This window comes from Faecalibacterium sp. 3 (assembly GCF_048323735.1).
GTDB lineage: Bacteria > Bacillota > Clostridia > Oscillospirales > Ruminococcaceae > Faecalibacterium > Faecalibacterium wellingii.
In genome coordinates this window covers 1,200,470-1,215,537 of record NZ_JBLWFN010000001.1, presented here as the reverse complement: position 1 = coordinate 1,215,537, position 15,068 = coordinate 1,200,470, and the positions used below count along the sequence as shown (strand labels likewise).

13 protein-coding genes are annotated in these 15,068 nt (G+C 56.2%); 8 read left to right on the top strand and 5 right to left on the bottom strand.

The window, feature by feature from the left end; all coding sequences use genetic code 11:
* Positions 1-7 precede the first annotated feature (7 nt).
* The 8 genes from ACNSPV_RS05685 (at position 8) to ACNSPV_RS05650 (ending at position 9,509) form a co-directional block, all read left to right on the top strand.
* The gene (locus tag ACNSPV_RS05685) at positions 8-1,282 is read left to right on the top strand and encodes a PTS sugar transporter subunit IIC (RefSeq protein WP_348584241.1); all 1,275 of its coding nucleotides are present in this window, start codon (positions 8-10) and stop codon (positions 1,280-1,282) included.
* A gap of 46 nt (positions 1,283-1,328) precedes the next feature.
* Positions 1,329-1,667 (top strand): PTS lactose/cellobiose transporter subunit IIA, encoded by a 339-nt coding sequence (locus ACNSPV_RS05680; RefSeq protein WP_348584242.1) that lies wholly within the window; start codon positions 1,329-1,331, stop codon positions 1,665-1,667.
* A 3-nt stretch (positions 1,668-1,670) separates the two neighbouring features.
* Positions 1,671-3,197, top strand: coding sequence for a glycoside hydrolase family 1 protein (locus ACNSPV_RS05675; RefSeq protein WP_097781092.1), 1,527 nt, complete (start codon positions 1,671-1,673; stop codon positions 3,195-3,197).
* Positions 3,198-3,304: 107 nt separating this feature from the next.
* Entirely contained in the window at positions 3,305-4,438 is a 1,134-nt protein-coding gene (locus ACNSPV_RS05670) for a M20/M25/M40 family metallo-hydrolase (protein WP_348584245.1), read from the top strand.
* A gap of 196 nt (positions 4,439-4,634) precedes the next feature.
* A complete protein-coding gene (locus ACNSPV_RS05665; protein WP_348584246.1) occupies positions 4,635-5,972 on the top strand; it encodes a TrkH family potassium uptake protein in 1,338 nt (445 codons plus the stop codon).
* An 11-nt stretch (positions 5,973-5,983) separates the two neighbouring features.
* Entirely contained in the window at positions 5,984-6,631 is a 648-nt protein-coding gene (locus ACNSPV_RS05660; RefSeq protein ID WP_298638328.1) for a potassium channel family protein, read from the top strand.
* 279 nt (positions 6,632-6,910) lie between these two features.
* Complete coding sequence (locus ACNSPV_RS05655) at positions 6,911-8,794, top strand: DUF4118 domain-containing protein (RefSeq protein ID WP_418268297.1); 1,884 nt, start codon at positions 6,911-6,913, stop codon at positions 8,792-8,794.
* Positions 8,787-9,509: a response regulator gene (locus ACNSPV_RS05650; RefSeq protein WP_249237702.1), complete on the top strand. Its 723-nt coding sequence runs from the start codon at positions 8,787-8,789 to the stop codon at positions 9,507-9,509. Before ACNSPV_RS05655 ends, ACNSPV_RS05650 begins: the two co-directional genes overlap by 8 nt.
* A gap of 131 nt (positions 9,510-9,640) precedes the next feature.
* Here ACNSPV_RS05650 and pyrB read toward each other — a convergent pair whose 3' ends face one another.
* The 5 genes from pyrB to ACNSPV_RS05625 all read right to left on the bottom strand — a co-directional run bounded on the left by pyrB (position 9,641) and on the right by ACNSPV_RS05625 (position 14,934).
* Complete coding sequence (pyrB, locus tag ACNSPV_RS05645) at positions 9,641-10,588, bottom strand: aspartate carbamoyltransferase (RefSeq protein ID WP_418268258.1); 948 nt, start codon at positions 10,586-10,588, stop codon at positions 9,641-9,643.
* Positions 10,585-11,886, bottom strand: coding sequence for an adenylosuccinate synthase (locus tag ACNSPV_RS05640; protein WP_348584249.1), 1,302 nt, complete (start codon positions 11,884-11,886; stop codon positions 10,585-10,587). The genes pyrB and ACNSPV_RS05640 overlap by 4 nt, the downstream gene beginning before the upstream one ends.
* Before the next feature lie 6 nt (positions 11,887-11,892).
* The gene (locus ACNSPV_RS05635) at positions 11,893-13,116 is read right to left on the bottom strand and encodes an argininosuccinate synthase (RefSeq protein WP_348584250.1); all 1,224 of its coding nucleotides are present in this window, start codon (positions 13,114-13,116) and stop codon (positions 11,893-11,895) included.
* Positions 13,117-13,341: 225 nt separating this feature from the next.
* Positions 13,342-14,142, bottom strand: coding sequence for a YoaK family protein (locus ACNSPV_RS05630; RefSeq protein ID WP_348584252.1), 801 nt, complete (start codon positions 14,140-14,142; stop codon positions 13,342-13,344).
* A 138-nt stretch (positions 14,143-14,280) separates the two neighbouring features.
* Positions 14,281-14,934: an HAD family phosphatase gene (locus tag ACNSPV_RS05625; protein ID WP_348584253.1), complete on the bottom strand. Its 654-nt coding sequence runs from the start codon at positions 14,932-14,934 to the stop codon at positions 14,281-14,283.
* Positions 14,935-15,068 lie beyond the last annotated feature (134 nt).

Sequence of the window (15,068 nt, the reverse complement as noted above, 5' to 3'; positions counted from 1 at the left end):
AAAAACTATGATGGAGAAGATTCAGGCGTGGATCGAGAAACATCTCGTTCCGGTCATTAACAAGATCACGTCGAACTTCTGGTTCGGCATCGTGGCAGATGCGGTCCTGTTCATTGTTCCGTTCTCGATGGTCAGTGCCATCCCGTCCCTGTGGGCCATCCTCCGCCGCTTTGTTCCGGTGCTGCCGGACATCAGCCCGCTGAGCACCTTCTCGTTTGGTCTGATCGGTCTGTTCGTGGTATTTGTGATCCCCTACAACTGCCTGCAGAAGATCGACAAGAAAGACCGCTCCATGATCGCAGGCTTTACCGGCATCGGTGCCTACATGATGTGCATGAACTTTCAAACGGTGGACGGCGGCTCGCTGGTTTCCATGAACAAGTTCGGCGCAGGCGGTATGTTCACTGCTATGGTGGTCGGTCTGATGGTGGCTGTCATCTACAAGCTGCTGGCCAAGTATTCCTTCTTTGGTGAGGACAGTGTGATCCCCGACTTTGTTAAGAACTGGTTCGACAACATCGCGGCCATCCTCATCAGCCTGATCATTGCCTATCTGTTCACCTACATTGCAAAGATCGATGTGTTTGCCATGGTGCAGATCCTCATGAAGCCGGTTACCAGCTTTGCACAGAGCGCACCTGGCGTCATTATGATCGTGTTCCTGCAGAATGTGTTCTACTTCTTCGGTGTCTCCGGCTGGGTGTTTACCCCTGTTACCCGCAGCATTACGCAGGCTGCTATTGCTGAGAATGCAGAACTGGTAGCTGCCGGCCTTGCGCCCAAGAATATCTACGCTTACGGTTTCAGCCGTTATCACCACATCGGCGGTCAGGGCGCTACCCTTCCGCTGGCACTGTTCATGCTGCGTGCAAAATCCAAGAAGTTCCGTCTGCTGGGCAAGGCTACGCTGGTGCCCTCCATCTTCAACATCAACGAGCCTTTGCAGTACGGTGCAGTCGTCGGCAACCCCTTTATGCTGATCCCCACCGTGCTCATCGCCATCATCCTGCCCGGCTTCTCCTACCTGTGGTTCGCCATGGGCTGGGGCACCATCAACTACGTCAACTTCGATATGAACTTTGCCCCCAACGCCGTGTCTGCCTTCTTCATGTCCGGCGGCGACTGGCGCAACGTTCTGCTGATCTGCATCAACTTCGTGCTGGCTGCGCTGATCTGGTATCCGTTCTTTAAGGCAGCGGACAAAGCAGAATGCAAGAAGGAAGCCGAGCGTGAGGCTGCCAAGGCCGCCAAGAAGGCTGCCAAGGCTGCGGCAAAGGCATAATTGTTTCGAGTAAGATAAGAGGAAAATGAGGGAGAGGTAACATCCTATGGAAGAAAACGCAAAGCGCGATATCAATATGGTGGCGATGGAAGTCATCATGAACGCAGGCGATGGCCGCGACAAGATCGACGAAGCACTGGCCGCTATGGCCGAGGGCAAGCTGGACGAGGTGGACAAGCTGCTGGAAGAGGCAGAAGCTCTGATCGTCAAGGCGCACAACGCCCAGACCGAGGTCATTCAGAGTCAGGTCAGCGGTGAGAGCATGGAGTACTCCCTGCTGTTCGTCCATGCGCAGGATACGGTCATGACCATCACCACCGAGCTGCGCATGACCCAGAAACTGCTGCCCATCGTCAAGATGCTGCTGAATAAGAAAGGAGACTAAACCATGGCAAAGACATTCCCGGAAGGATTCCTCTGGGGCGGTTCCACCGCCGCCAACCAGATCGAAGGCGCATGGAACGAGGGCGGTCGAGGCCCGGCTACTTCAGACTTCGCCCGCCTGATCACCAAACAGATCCGTGATACCGAGGGCACCTTTGATGTGCATGTGCCCCACAATGCAGCCTCCAAGGAAATGGTGGAGGACATGAAGGCTCACCCGGAAAATTGGGAGCTGCCCAAGCGCCGCGGCATCGATTTCTATCATACCTATAAGGATGATATCAAGCTGTTCGCCGAGATGGGCTTCAAGGTGTTCCGCATGAGCATCAGCTGGAGCCGCATCTTCCCCAACGGTGATGATGCCATCCCCAACGAAGAGGGCCTGAAGTTCTACGATGCAGTGTTCGACGAGCTGCACAAGTACGGCATTGAGCCGCTGGTCACCCTGTCCCATTTTGATACTCCGCTGCATCTGGCCGAGGAGTACGGCGGCTTCCTCAGCCGCCACACCGTAGAGGCCTTTGAAAAGTATGCCGAGACGGTCATCCGCCGCTACAAGGGCAAAGTTAAGTATTGGCTCACCTTCAACGAGATCAACAATGTGTTGTCCAACCCCTTTACCAGCAGCGGCGTCATCTTTGACGGCGCACCGGAACCCAGCAGCTGCAACCCCTATCTGGGCCACTGGCAGGAGAAGTTCCAGGCTGTGCACAACCAGTTCGTGGCAAGCGCACTGGCCACCAAAAAACTGCACGAGATCGACCCGGATGCCAAGATGGGCAACATGCTCTGCCGTCTGGAGAACTACGCCGAGTCCCCGAAGCCCGAGGATCAGCTGCAGGTCATGTTCGAGGATCACTTCAACTGGTTCTTCACCGATGTGCAGGCCACCGGTGAGTATCCCTACTATATGCAGCGCTTCTTTGATGAGAACAACATCCACATCGAGATGGGCAAGGATGATACGAAGATCCTCAAAGAGGGTGCGGTGGACTTCATTACCATCAGCTACTACATGACCTACATCATGCGCTATAAGGGCAGCCCGGTGCCGCAGCCCATCGGCCGTCTGTTGTCCGATATCAAGAATCCCTACCTGCCCAAGTCCGATTGGGGCTGGACCATCGACCCCATCGGCTTCCGTATCACCCTGAACCGCATTTATGACCGCTACCACAAGCCCATCTTCATCTCCGAGAACGGTCTGGGAGCCGTAGATCACTTTGATGAAAAGGGCCAGATCCAGGACGACTACCGCATCGACTACATGCGCGCCCATGTGGAGCAGCTGCGGGAGGCAATCGCAGATGGCGTGGACGTGTTCGGCTACGCATGGTGGGGCCCCATCGACCTGATCTCTTCCGGCACTTCCGAGATGACCAAGCGCTACGGCATGATCTATGTGGATCAGGATGACTACGGCAAAGGCACCGGCAAGCGCCTGCGCAAGAAGTCCTTCTACTACTATAAAAAGCTCATTGCTTCCAACGGCGCGGATCTGGAAAATGATGTGACGATCCCCGAAGAATAACCTGCATAACCGGAGATCCCCATTCTGCAAAGGAGCAGAGCTGACCAACCACAGCTCTGCTCCTTTTTTGCGGTGGTACGGCTGCTATGCGAAACGGAGGAAACTGTATGATCGAAAAAGAAGAGCTGGATCGGTTTATAGCGTCCTGCAAGGATGAACAGGCAGAACTGCTCATGACGCTGGGCCGCATCCCGGCCCCCAGCCACCACGAGGAAAAGCGTGCTGCGTTCTGCAAAAAGTGGTTCGAGCACGAGGGCTGCAACGAGGTGTGGATCGATGAAGCCAAAAACGTGATCTGCAAGTTCAACTGTGACCGGTACGATGAGATCACCGTGATGATGGCTCACATGGACGTAGTGTTCAATGACACGGAAGAACTGCCTATGCGCCGTGACGGCGACATCCTGCGGGCACCCGGCATCGGCGATGACACTGCCAATCTGGTGAACCTGATGCTGGCCACCCGCTTTCTGGTGCAGCACAAAGACCGGTTGCACACCGGTCTGATGATCGTGGCCAACAGCTGCGAAGAAGGCCTTGGCAATCTGAAGGGCTGCAAGGAGCTCTTCAATAACTACGGCGACCGTATCAGGAGGTTTTATTCCTTCGACGGTTATATGTCCCAGTGCACCAGCATCGCCGTAGGTTCCCACCGCTACCGGATGCAGGTGCAGTGCCCCGGCGGGCACTCCTATCTGGACTTCGGCAAAGACAACGCGATTCAGATCGCTGCCGAGATCATTCACGAGCTGTACCGGATCACCCCGCCGCAGCAGGAATACACCACCTACAATGTGGGCCGCATTGAGGGCGGCAGCACAGTCAATTCCATTGCACAGGAAGTTACCCTGCTGTACGAGTACCGCTCTGCCAGTGAAGCGTGCCTGCAGGTCATGAAGGGAGAACTGAACCGGGTGGTGAATGAATTCCGCGCCAAGGGCAAAAAGATCAATCTGGAAGTGCTGGGCGTTCGTCCGGGCTGCGGCGATGGAGACAAGACCGAGCTGAAAAAGTGGACATCAGAAAACGCCGCCTGCATCCGGCAGTATTATGAGGGCGAACTGGATCTTGGTCCCTATTCCACCGATGCCAACATTCCTCTCTCGCGCAATGTTCTGGCCAATACCATTGGCACCGTAAAAGGTGCCGGTGCCCACACCCGTGCCGAGTGGGTAGACCTGAAAAGTCTCCCGGCAGGACTTGGCATCGTATTGAGCCTGATGAACCGATATCTGGATTAAAAAGCAAAATGCCCGCCCACTGTGGCTTTTCCACAGATGGGCGGACATTACCGTTTTTTGCGCTGGTGATGTCCGGCATTTTTTAGTGTTGGCTGATCGATTTTAATGGAATCTTTATACTTCTACAATTTTCTTTACGGCTCTTTTATCTGTTCCATGCTAATCTTTATGCACACGGATAGGTAAAGGAGCTTTTATGATTCAATATCCTCGTTACAGGCAGCACCGTTTTTCTTCTTTTCAGGTCATTATTGCAGGTTTTGCGGCAGTTGATCTGGTGGGCGCATTGCTTCTGATGCTCCCGATCGCTGCACAGCAGCGGTGCATCACACCGTTCCATGAGGCACTGTTTACCTCCACCTCCGCCCTTTGCGTGACCGGACTTGTGGTACAGGATACCGGCAGCTACTGGTCGGCATTCGGGCAGAGCGTGATCCTTCTTCTGATCCAGATCGGAGGATTGGGCGTCATTACGGTGGGCGCTGCCTTTGCGCTGCTTTCCGGGCGAAAGATCTCCCTCAAGCAGCGCAGCACGATGCAGGAAGCTACGGCTGCCCCGCAGATGGGCGGCATCGTGCGGCTGACAGGCTTTATTCTGCGGATCACCGCCCTGTTTGAATTGGCCGGTGCGGCACTGCTGCTACCGACATTTTGCGCCGATTATGGTTTGCGCGGGATCTGGTACGCACTGTTTCATTCCATTTCGGCGTTCTGCAATGCCGGGTTTGACCTGCTGGGAACAGAGGGAGCAAAATTTGTTTCGCTGACACAGTATGCAGGAAACCCATTGCTTACCACAGTGATTGCGGCCCTGATCGTCTTTGGCGGCCTTGGCTTTCTGACATGGGAGGACATTTGTACATATCGCCTTAATTTTCACCGTTACCGGATGCAGAGCAAGGTGATCCTTGTCACAACGGCATTTCTTCTGGTACTGCCGACGCTGTACTTTTATTGCTTCGAGTTCACGGCAGGCTCTGCCCGGCAGCGCATTTTATTGTCGATGTTCCAATCCGTTACCCCTCGTACTGCCGGTTTTAACACCGCCGATCTTGCTGCGATGGGCAGCACTTCACAGGCATTGATGGTGGTTCTGATGCTGTTGGGCGGTTCGCCCGGCTCCACGGCAGGCGGCATGAAAACCACAACATTTGCCGTTCTGCTGGCCAATATGTGGGCGACCTTCCGCCGCAGAGAAGATGCCGAATTTTTCGGGCGGCGCATAGATGGTTCCGCGGTCAAGAATGCTGCCACCATTGCAGGAATGTATTTGACGCTGTTCTTCCTTGGAGCCTTTGTCATTGCTGCGGCAGAGCAGCTGCCGATGTCGGTCTGTCTGTATGAGACTGCTTCGGCTGTGGCAACGGTGGGTCTGACATTGGGCATCACGCCGCAATTGGGCATCCTTTCGCAGGGGGTGCTGATCGCACTGATGTTTTTGGGACGTGTTGGCGGATTGACGTTGATCTATGCGGCATTTGGCAGCAGCCCTGCCCACTCTCGTCTGCCGCAGGAGAAAATCGCAATCGGATAAAGGAGGCAACTATGAAATCGATTCTTTTGATTGGGCTTGGCCGTTTTGGCCGCCATATTGCGCAGGAACTGAATGAGCTGGGTCATCAGGTCATGGCGATCGACAACAACGAAGACCGTGTGAACGCCGTGCTTTCCTATGTGACGAATGCACAGATCGGTGACAGCACCAGCGAATACTTTCTGCGCTCCCTTGGTGTCGGCAATTTTGATGTGTGCATCGTAACCATCGGCGGTAATTTTCAAAACTCGCTGGAAACCACTTCACTGCTCAAGGAGCTGGGCGCAAAGCTTGTGGTCTCGCGTGCAGAGCGGGATGTACAAGCCAAGTTTCTGCTGCGCAACGGTGCGGATGAAGTGGTCTACCCGGAAAAGCAGCTGGCAAAGTGGGCGGCGATCCGATACAGCTCCGAACACATTCTGGATTATATCGAGCTGCAGGACGACCATGCCATCATGGAAGTGACCATTCCGCCGGAATGGATGGATCGCACGATCGGTGAGATCAATATCCGAAAAAAGTATAACATCAACATTCTTGCACTGAAAAAAGACGGAAAGCTCGATATGAGCATCACGCCGGATACGCAGCTGTGCCGGGACGAAAGTATGCTGGTTTTGGGAAAATACGCATCGATCCAGAAGTGTTTCCGGCTCTGAAAAGATAGGACGGATCGTATGGATGTCGTTTTGTTATTGATGGTTCTTGGAGTCATGTCGAGTGGTTTTTGGGCAGCAGATGCACTGGATCACATGCGACGGGAGATCCTTCAACAGGAAGGAAAAAGACGCGGCTGGTGGTCGTGACCATCAAATTGTGCTATACTGTGGGCAAGGCAGGTGATCTTTATGAATCAGAATGACCCACCCACTGAACATATTCTGGCGTGTCTGTCGTCCTCTCCCTCCAATGCAAAGATCGTGCGGACGGCGGCAACGATGGCAAAGGCGTTTGGCGGGACCTTTACAGCTCTGTATGTCCGGACTCCGGATTCGGATCAGATGGGAAAAGAAGATCGTCGGCGCTTGCAGCAGCACATTCGTATGGCAGAACAGGCAGGTGCCGACATTTCTACGATCTATGGGGATGATATTCCACAGCAGATCGCAGAGTTTGCCCGCATCTCCGGCATTACAAAAATCGTACTGGGGCGCTCCAGCGTACATCGCCGTCATTTCTGGAGCGGGCCGTCACTGACCGAAAAATTGACGCTGACTGCACCCAATCTGGATATTTATATCATCCCGGATGCTTCTGCAGAGAACGGCTACGGTTCGGGACGGAAGCTGTTCACCCGTCCGCTTCTGCCGTCTGTCCGTGATCTGCTGATCACCGCAGGCATCCTGAGCGGCATCACGCTCATCGGCTTCTTTTTCCTGCAGCTGGACTTTGCGCGTTATAACATTATCATGCTCTATATGCTGGGGGTGCTGTTCACCGCATGGTTTACCAGCGGCTACACCTGTGGTGTGCTGGGCTCTGTTGCCAGTGTTGCGCTGTACAATTTTTTTCTGACGGAACCGCGCCTGACATTCCATGCGTATGATCCCGGTTATCAGGTCACATTTGCCCTGATGCTGACCTCTGCAATCATTACCTGTGCGTTGACGACACGGTTGAAAGACCATGCAAAAATGTCTGCGCAGGCAGCGTTCCGGACAAAAATACTGTTTGACACAAATCAGCTTTTACAGAGAGCAAAAAGCGAGGAAGAGATCCTCTCTCAGACAGCTTCCCAGCTGATGAAGCTGCTGAACCGGAGCCTGATCGTCTACCCGGAACAAAACGGAGGTCTTGGGGCAGAACAGATTTTTTCGGTTGACGGAGAAACGGCGCAAAACATCTTTTCCGCACCGGAAGAACGGGATGCGGCAAACTGGACGTTTGCCAACAAAAAGCGTTCCGGTGCAGGCACGGATAGCTACCCGGACGCAAAGGGGCTTTATCTTGCACTTCGGACCGGAGGCGGCGTGTTTGGAGTGATCGGGATCGATCTGTCCGAAAAACCGCTGGATGCCTTTGAAAACAGCGTGCTGCTCTCCATTCTGGGCGAAGGCGCGCTGGCCATCGAAAACCGCAGAAACGCACTGGAAAAAGAGCAGGCAACCGTGCAGGCAAAAAATGAAGAGCTGCGGGCAAACCTGCTGCGCACGATCTCCCATGACCTGCGCACCCCGCTGACCTCCATTTCCGGCAATGCCAGCAATCTGCTTTCCAACGGAGAAACGCTGGATACAGACACCCGGAACAAGATCTGCACCGATATTTTTGATGATGCACAATGGCTGATCGGTCTGGTGGAAAATCTGCTTTCCATCACCCGCATTGAAGATGGGCGGATGAATCTGCAGATCTCACCGCAGCTGATGGACGAAATGATCGAAGAAGCACTGCATCATGTCAACCGGAAAAGCTGCGAACACACCATCACAACACAGTATGGGGACGAGATCCTCCTGGTCAATGTGGATGCACGGCTGATCATGCAGGTCGTTGTCAATCTGGTGGATAACGCCATCAAATACACCCCTGCGGGCTCGGTCATTCAGATCTCGGCTTACCGGAAAGACCATCAGGTCGTAGTGGAGGTGGCAGATAACGGTCCCGGCATTCCGGATCGCGCAAAAGCACAGGTGTTCGAGATGTTTTATACCGGGCAGAGCCGCATCGCAGACAGCCACCGCAGCCTTGGACTGGGCTTGCCCCTCTGCCGTGCGATCCTGACGGCTCACGGCGGAACATTGACCCTGCGTGACAACATTCCCAATGGCAGTGTCTTTTCCTTTGCATTGCCGCAAAGTGAGGTGAACATTCATGAATAAGCCGTCCATTCTGGTCGTAGAGGATGATGTTCCGGTACGGTGTCTGATCACAACGACCCTGAAGACCCACGGCTATAAATATCTGACTGCTTCCAATGGGGAAACGGCGATCATGATGGCCACCAGCCACAATCCGGACATCATGCTGCTGGATCTTGGGCTGCCCGATATAGACGGCATTGAGGTCATCCGCAGCGTCCGCACATGGTCGAACCTGCCCATCATCGTCCTGAGTGCCCGGAGCGAGGATTCTGATAAGATCGAAGCACTGGACAACGGCGCAGACGATTATCTGACAAAGCCGTTTTCCGTGGACGAGCTGCTGGCAAGACTGCGTGTAACGCAGCGCCGATTGAATCTGCTGGCTTCTGACGGCATCAATAGTCCGGTTTTTGTCAATGGCCCTTTGAAGATCGATTTCTCGGCCGGCTGCGTCTGGTTGAGCGAGAATGAATTGCATCTGACCCCCATCGAGTACAAACTGCTGTGTGTGCTGGCGCATAATGTGGGCAAGGTGCTGACGCATACCTCCCTCACGCAGAAAGTATGGGGCAGTACGCAGGAAAATGACATTGCCTCCTTGCGTGTTTATATGGCATCCCTGCGCAAAAAACTGGAACGATGCCCGGATGCGCCGCATCTGATCCAGACCCATGTTGGCGTCGGATACCGGATGCTGCGCGTGGAAAATGATGCAGCCATCCCCGAAGAATAACCTGCATAAAAGGTTCCGGTGCCCACACCCGTGCCGAGTGGATGGACCGGTATCTGGATCAAACGCAAAATGCCCGCCCACTGTGGGTTTTCCACGGTGGGCGGGCATGATCGTTTTCAGGAGAGTGAGGCTCAGCGCTGCAGGACTTTTTTCCCGGTCAGCGGGTCGGGGATGCCCAGCAGGGCCAGAATGATCGCCATGCGGATGTAAACGCCGTCGTGCACCTGATCGAAGTAGGCGGCGCGGGGGTCGTTGTCCACATCCAGCTTGATCTCATCGATGCGGGGCAGCGGATGCAGCACCGGCATATCCTGCGGTGCCTTCTGCAGCAGCGCTTCGTCCAGCTGGTAGCAGCCTTTCAGGCGCAGGTATTCTTCCTCGTTGAAAAAGCGCTCCTGCTGGATACGAGTCATGTACAGCACATCCAGATGCGGCAGCTCGGCTTCAAGGTCAGCCGTTTCCTTATAGATCTGATGGGTCGGCTCCAGCGATTCATTCTTCACATACTGCGGCAGGCGCAGATCTTCCGGCGAGATGAACACGAACCGGTTGCCCTCAAACTGGCTCAGGGCAGCGGTCAGGGAGTGGACCGTGCGCCCGAATTTGAGGTCGCCGCAGAAGCCGATGGTCAGATGATCCAGCCGCCCCCTGCGCTGGCGAATGGTCATCAGGTCGATCATGGTCTGGCTGGGGTGGGCGTGTCCGCCATCTCCTGCATTGATGACAGGCACGCGTGCATACATGGATGCACGCAGCGGCGCACCCTCTTTGGGGTGACGCATGGCAATGATGTCGGCATAGTTGCTCACAACGCGGGCGGTGTCGGCAACGGTCTCGCCCTTGCTGGCACTGGACAGCTGGGCCCCTGCAAAGCCCAGCGTCTTGCCGCCCAGCCGCAGCATGGCCGACTCAAACGAAAGGCGGGTGCGGGTGGAAGGCTCATAGAACAGGGTGGCCAGAATGCGCCCATCGCACAGGTGGGCATAGGGTGCCGGGTCGGCTTCCATCCGGTCGGCAAGATCCAGAAGGGCCAGCTGCTCTTCCAGAGAAAAGCTGTTGGGCTCAATGAAGTGTCTCACAGCCATTCTCCTTTCAGCACGAACTTCTCGCGCTCGGCACCGGTGGAAACGAACTGGATCTCATGACCCAGCTGCTTTTCCAGAAATTCCACGTAAGCCTTGGCCTCTTTGGGCAGCTCATCCCAGCTCTTGCAGCCGGAGATGTCCTTCTGCCAGCCGGGCAGCATGGTGACGACGGGCTCCACCCGGTCCAGATCGGACAGCGGGTCGAAGCTGGGGACTTGCACGCCATCCAATGTGTAACCGGTGATCACCGGGATCTCTTTCATGCTGCTGAGCACATCCAGCTTGGTGAGGGCGATCTTGTCCGCGCCCTGACAGGCCAGACCGTAGCGGCTGGCCACACAGTCAAAGGGGCCTACCCGGCGGGGACGGCCGGTGGCGGCACCGTATTCGCCGCCTGCCTTGCGTAGCTGCTCGTTCCAGCTTTCGCTCATGGCATTCTCGGCGGCAAAGGGGCCTGCACCCACACAGGTGGAGTAGGCCTTCAGCACACCTACCACGTGATCCAGCTTGCAATTGGGGATGCCTGCACCCAGCGGCGCATAGGCGGCCAGCGTGTTGGAGCTGGAAGTGAAGGGGAAGATGCCGTAATCGATATCCCGCATGGCACCCAGCTGCGCTTCCAGCACGATGCGCTTGCCGCTGTCGTGGGCCTGCTGCAGGAATGCGCCTGCATCACAGATGTAGGGAGAGAACTGTCCCGCCTGCATCCGGCACCATTCCAGCAGGGCGTCATAGCTCATGGGCTCCTGATGATAACAGCCTGCCAGCTCCAGATTCTTGGATTCCAAAATCATGTGCAGACGGTCCTGCACCCGCTTTTCGTTCAGGTGCAGCAGATCCCCCAGACGCAGGGTCTTTTTGCGGTACTTGTCGCTGTAGGCGTAAGCGATGCCGCGACGGGTGGAGCCGAAAGCGGTGCCCTTTCGGGCAAGGCGGTCTTCTTCCAGCCCGTCCTGTACCTTGTGCCACGGCATGGAAATGGTGGCCTTATCCGAGAGCTTGAGGTTTTCGGGGCCGACCCGGATGCCGCGCTGCTCGATGGCGTCCATCTCCCCGGCCAGATGGTCCAGATCGATCACCATGCCTGCGCCCAGCACACAAGTCACGTCCGGGTGCAGGATGCCGGAGGGCAGCAGGTTCAGGATGAACTTGCCCTGCTCCGTGACGACTGTGTGGCCGGCGTTGTTGCCGCCCTGATAGCGGGCCACTACATCGGCGTTTTCGGCTAACAGGTCGATGACACGGCCCTTGCCCTCATCGCCCCAATTGATACCAGTAACTGCGGTAAGCATAACTCTTTATTTACCTTCTTTTTCGTTGTTTACAATAGCCTGTACCTTAGTGGGCAGACCATAGATGCTGATGAAGCCGGTGGCATCGCTCTGCTTGTAGTCGCCGCCGGCGGCAAAGGTGGCGATGTCCTCCCGGTAGAGGGAGTAGGGCGACCAGACCCCTGCATTGATGAGGTTGCCCTTGTACAGTTCCAGACGCACCTTGCCGGTGACATGCTCCTGGGTGGAGGTGACGAAGGCACTCAGGGCCTTGCGCAGGGGGCTGAACCACTGGCCGTCGTAGACCAGCTCACCAAAGGTGATGGCCAGCTCGCGCTTCTTGTGGGCGGTGAGCTTGTCCAGCGTCAGGGTCTCCAGCACCTCGTGGGCCTTGTACAGGATGGTGCCGCCGGGGGTCTCGTAGACGCCGCGGCTCTTCATGCCCACCAGACGGTTTTCCACCACGTCGTACAGGCCGACGCCATTGCGTCCGCCGATCTCGTTCAGCTTTGCGATGATGGCGGCGGGCTTCAGCTTCTCGCCGTTCAGGGCCACCGGCACGCCCTGTTCAAATTCCAGCTCCACGAACTCGGACTTGTCCGGGGCGGTCTTGGGGCTGACGCCCAGCTCAAGGAAGCCGGGCTTTTCGTACTGGGGCTCATTGCCCGGGTCTTCCAGATCAAGGCCCTCATGGCTCAGGTGCCACAGGTTCTTGTCCTTGGAGTAGTTGGTCTCGCGGCTGATCTTCAGCGGGATGTGATGGGCCTCGGCGTAGTCGATCTCCTCATCGCGGCTCTGGATGTCCCACTCACGCCACGGGGTGATGATCTTCAGGTCGGGTGCAAAGTGCATGATAGCCAGCTCAAAGCGCACCTGATCGTTGCCCTTGCCGGTGCTGCCGTGGCAGACCGCATCCGCACCCTCGGCGCGGGCGATCTCCACCACCCGCTTTGCCAGAATGGGGCGGGCAAAGCTGGTGCCCAGCAGATAGCCCTCGTAATCGGCTCCGGCCTGCATGGTGGGGATGACGTAATCCTCCACAAATTCGTCGGTCAGGTCTTCGATGTACAGCTTGGATGCGCCGCTTGCCTTGGCGCGCTCCTCCAAGCCTTCCAGCTCACCCTTCTGGCCCACATTGCCGCACACGGCAATGACCTCGCAGTTGTTGTAGTGCTCTTTCAGCCACGGGATGATAATGGAAGTATCCAGACCGCCGGAGTAGGCCAGCACGACCTTTTTGATCTCAGACATAGGAACTGCCTCCGTTCACAAAACTACTTGATATACATTCGATTCCCTCTTGCAACGTTCGATTGCAGTGCTTATTATACGAGCAGACAAAGGATGTGTAAAAAGTATCCTGCACATGGCGACAATATGATTTTTACATAAAAAGAGGGGACAGCTGCAACAGATACGATGCAGCTGCCCCCTGCGCAGAATGCGCTCAGGCGTAAAACAAAAAATTCAGAGAGATCATCTGTGGTGCGGCGCAGCGCTCTCCCTTAATTCCTGCTGCTGTTCCTGCAGCTCCTGCCGGAGGGCGTGGTCGATCTCCCGGGTCTCCTGCCGGATCTCGGCAAGGTCTTTTTCGATCACCGGGTTCTCTTCCAGATCCTCACGAATGAACATCAGCGCAAAGCTGACCAGCAGCAGCCCGCAGGAGATCCAGATGGCCCTGCCGCCAAGCCAGACGCAGCTCTTGCTGCCAATGCCGGAGCCCAGAGCAAACAGCAGAATGATGCCAAAATAGCGCAGCATCCGGTCTTTGGCCTTGGGTTCGCGGGTGCGGCTCCAGACACACAGGGCCTCCACGCCGCTGCGCAGGTCGCCGATGCACATGGTGCTGGCAAAGGCGTAGCCGTTCACCTTGCGGAACGCCTGCACCTGCATGGCGCAGGAAAAGGAGACGATGGCGTTGGCCAGCAGGTTCTGCTCCTGCGGCAGAAAGCCCACAAGGAACAGCAGCAGCACCTCGCCCAGCACCACCAGCTGCCGCCAGTGGAGCCGCTGCATGTTCCGGAAGTGCTCCTGCATCTTTTCGGCGGTCAGCACGCCCAGCGCAAAGGCGCACAGGGGCACCAGATAATGCAGCACCCGCTCCCAGTTCCCATCCATCAGGTTGGAACTGAGCAGCACGATGTTGCCGGTCTGCGCGTTGGCAAATACCTTGCCGCGGAACAGGTAGGTGTAGGCGTCCTGCAGGCCGCCGGACAGCGACAGGAATACGGCTGTAAGAAAAGATTCGGACATTTGTCCGCGATGTTTTGGTTTCATGCTTGCACCTTCTTTTTTTGCTCTCCCATTTTTTTGCTCTCCCATTATAGTACATTTTTGCGGCCCGGCTGATATCAGTTTTACATGGCCGACATGTTTTGGGTGCAAGCTGTGCCGGAAAACGGCGGGGAAACGCCGTTACAGCTTCCCTGCTTCCAGCAGCTTCTTTACCTCGAACAGATCCCTGCACTCGGCGGTGTACCGGCTGCGCATTTCGTCATCGGCGGGGGCAAGGTCCGGCACCATCACGGTGACAAAGCCGCCCCGGGCACCGGCCCGCACGCCGTTGTAGCTGTCCTCCAGCACCAGCGTTTCAGCCGGGACGGTGCCCAGCGCCTTGGCCGCTGTGAGGAAGATCTCCGGGTCGGGCTTGGACGTGGAGAACTGCTCGCCGGAAATAAGGGCCTTGAAGTGATCGGTCATGTGCCAGTTGTTGAGGTGCCGCAGGATGGACGCCATCCGGCTGGAGGAAGCCACCACCATGGGGATGTGCTGCGCTTCCAGATAGGCGATCAGCTCATCCAGCCCCGGCTTTTTGGGCGGCGGTGTCTGAAACGCCGTCTCTGCCTGCTGGTGCAGCGCCTCTATGATGGCGTCGGTATCGCAGTCCGGGCCAAAGAAGCGGCGCAGCACCGCCCGCATGGAGTCGCCTGCCGTGCCCCGGACGGCGTCGTCCAGCCCTTCCTTATAAGAAAGGCCCAGCGTGGCCAGCGCGGGCCGCCACAGGGTGGCCCAGATGCGCTCGGTGTCGAACATCAGCCCGTCCATATCAAAAATAACACCTTTTATCATTGTGCAAAAAGCTCCTTTCTGAGCCTGTAAGATCCGGCTTATGCCCTCATTGTATCATATTTTGGGCAGATTGCACATAGAAAAGCGGGCAATTCCGCGCAACTTAACAGGGGGAAAGATGAAAGATTTTTCGT

Coding starts and splice junctions, on each gene's coding strand:
- ACNSPV_RS05685 (WP_348584241.1), top strand. CDS start 8: ATGATGGAGAAGATTCAGGCGTGGATCGAGAAACATCTCGTTCCGGTC.
- ACNSPV_RS05680 (WP_348584242.1), top strand. CDS start 1,329: ATGGAAGAAAACGCAAAGCGCGATATCAATATGGTGGCGATGGAAGTC.
- ACNSPV_RS05675 (WP_097781092.1), top strand. CDS start 1,671: ATGGCAAAGACATTCCCGGAAGGATTCCTCTGGGGCGGTTCCACCGCC.
- ACNSPV_RS05670 (WP_348584245.1), top strand. CDS start 3,305: ATGATCGAAAAAGAAGAGCTGGATCGGTTTATAGCGTCCTGCAAGGAT.
- ACNSPV_RS05665 (WP_348584246.1), top strand. CDS start 4,635: ATGATTCAATATCCTCGTTACAGGCAGCACCGTTTTTCTTCTTTTCAG.
- ACNSPV_RS05660 (WP_298638328.1), top strand. CDS start 5,984: ATGAAATCGATTCTTTTGATTGGGCTTGGCCGTTTTGGCCGCCATATT.
- ACNSPV_RS05655 (WP_418268297.1), top strand. CDS start 6,911: ATGGCAAAGGCGTTTGGCGGGACCTTTACAGCTCTGTATGTCCGGACT.
- ACNSPV_RS05650 (WP_249237702.1), top strand. CDS start 8,787: ATGAATAAGCCGTCCATTCTGGTCGTAGAGGATGATGTTCCGGTACGG.
- ACNSPV_RS05640 (WP_348584249.1), bottom strand. CDS start 11,886: ATGCTTACCGCAGTTACTGGTATCAATTGGGGCGATGAGGGCAAGGGC.
- ACNSPV_RS05635 (WP_348584250.1), bottom strand. CDS start 13,116: ATGTCTGAGATCAAAAAGGTCGTGCTGGCCTACTCCGGCGGTCTGGAT.
- ACNSPV_RS05630 (WP_348584252.1), bottom strand. CDS start 14,142: ATGAAACCAAAACATCGCGGACAAATGTCCGAATCTTTTCTTACAGCC.
- ACNSPV_RS05625 (WP_348584253.1), bottom strand. CDS start 14,934: ATGATAAAAGGTGTTATTTTTGATATGGACGGGCTGATGTTCGACACC.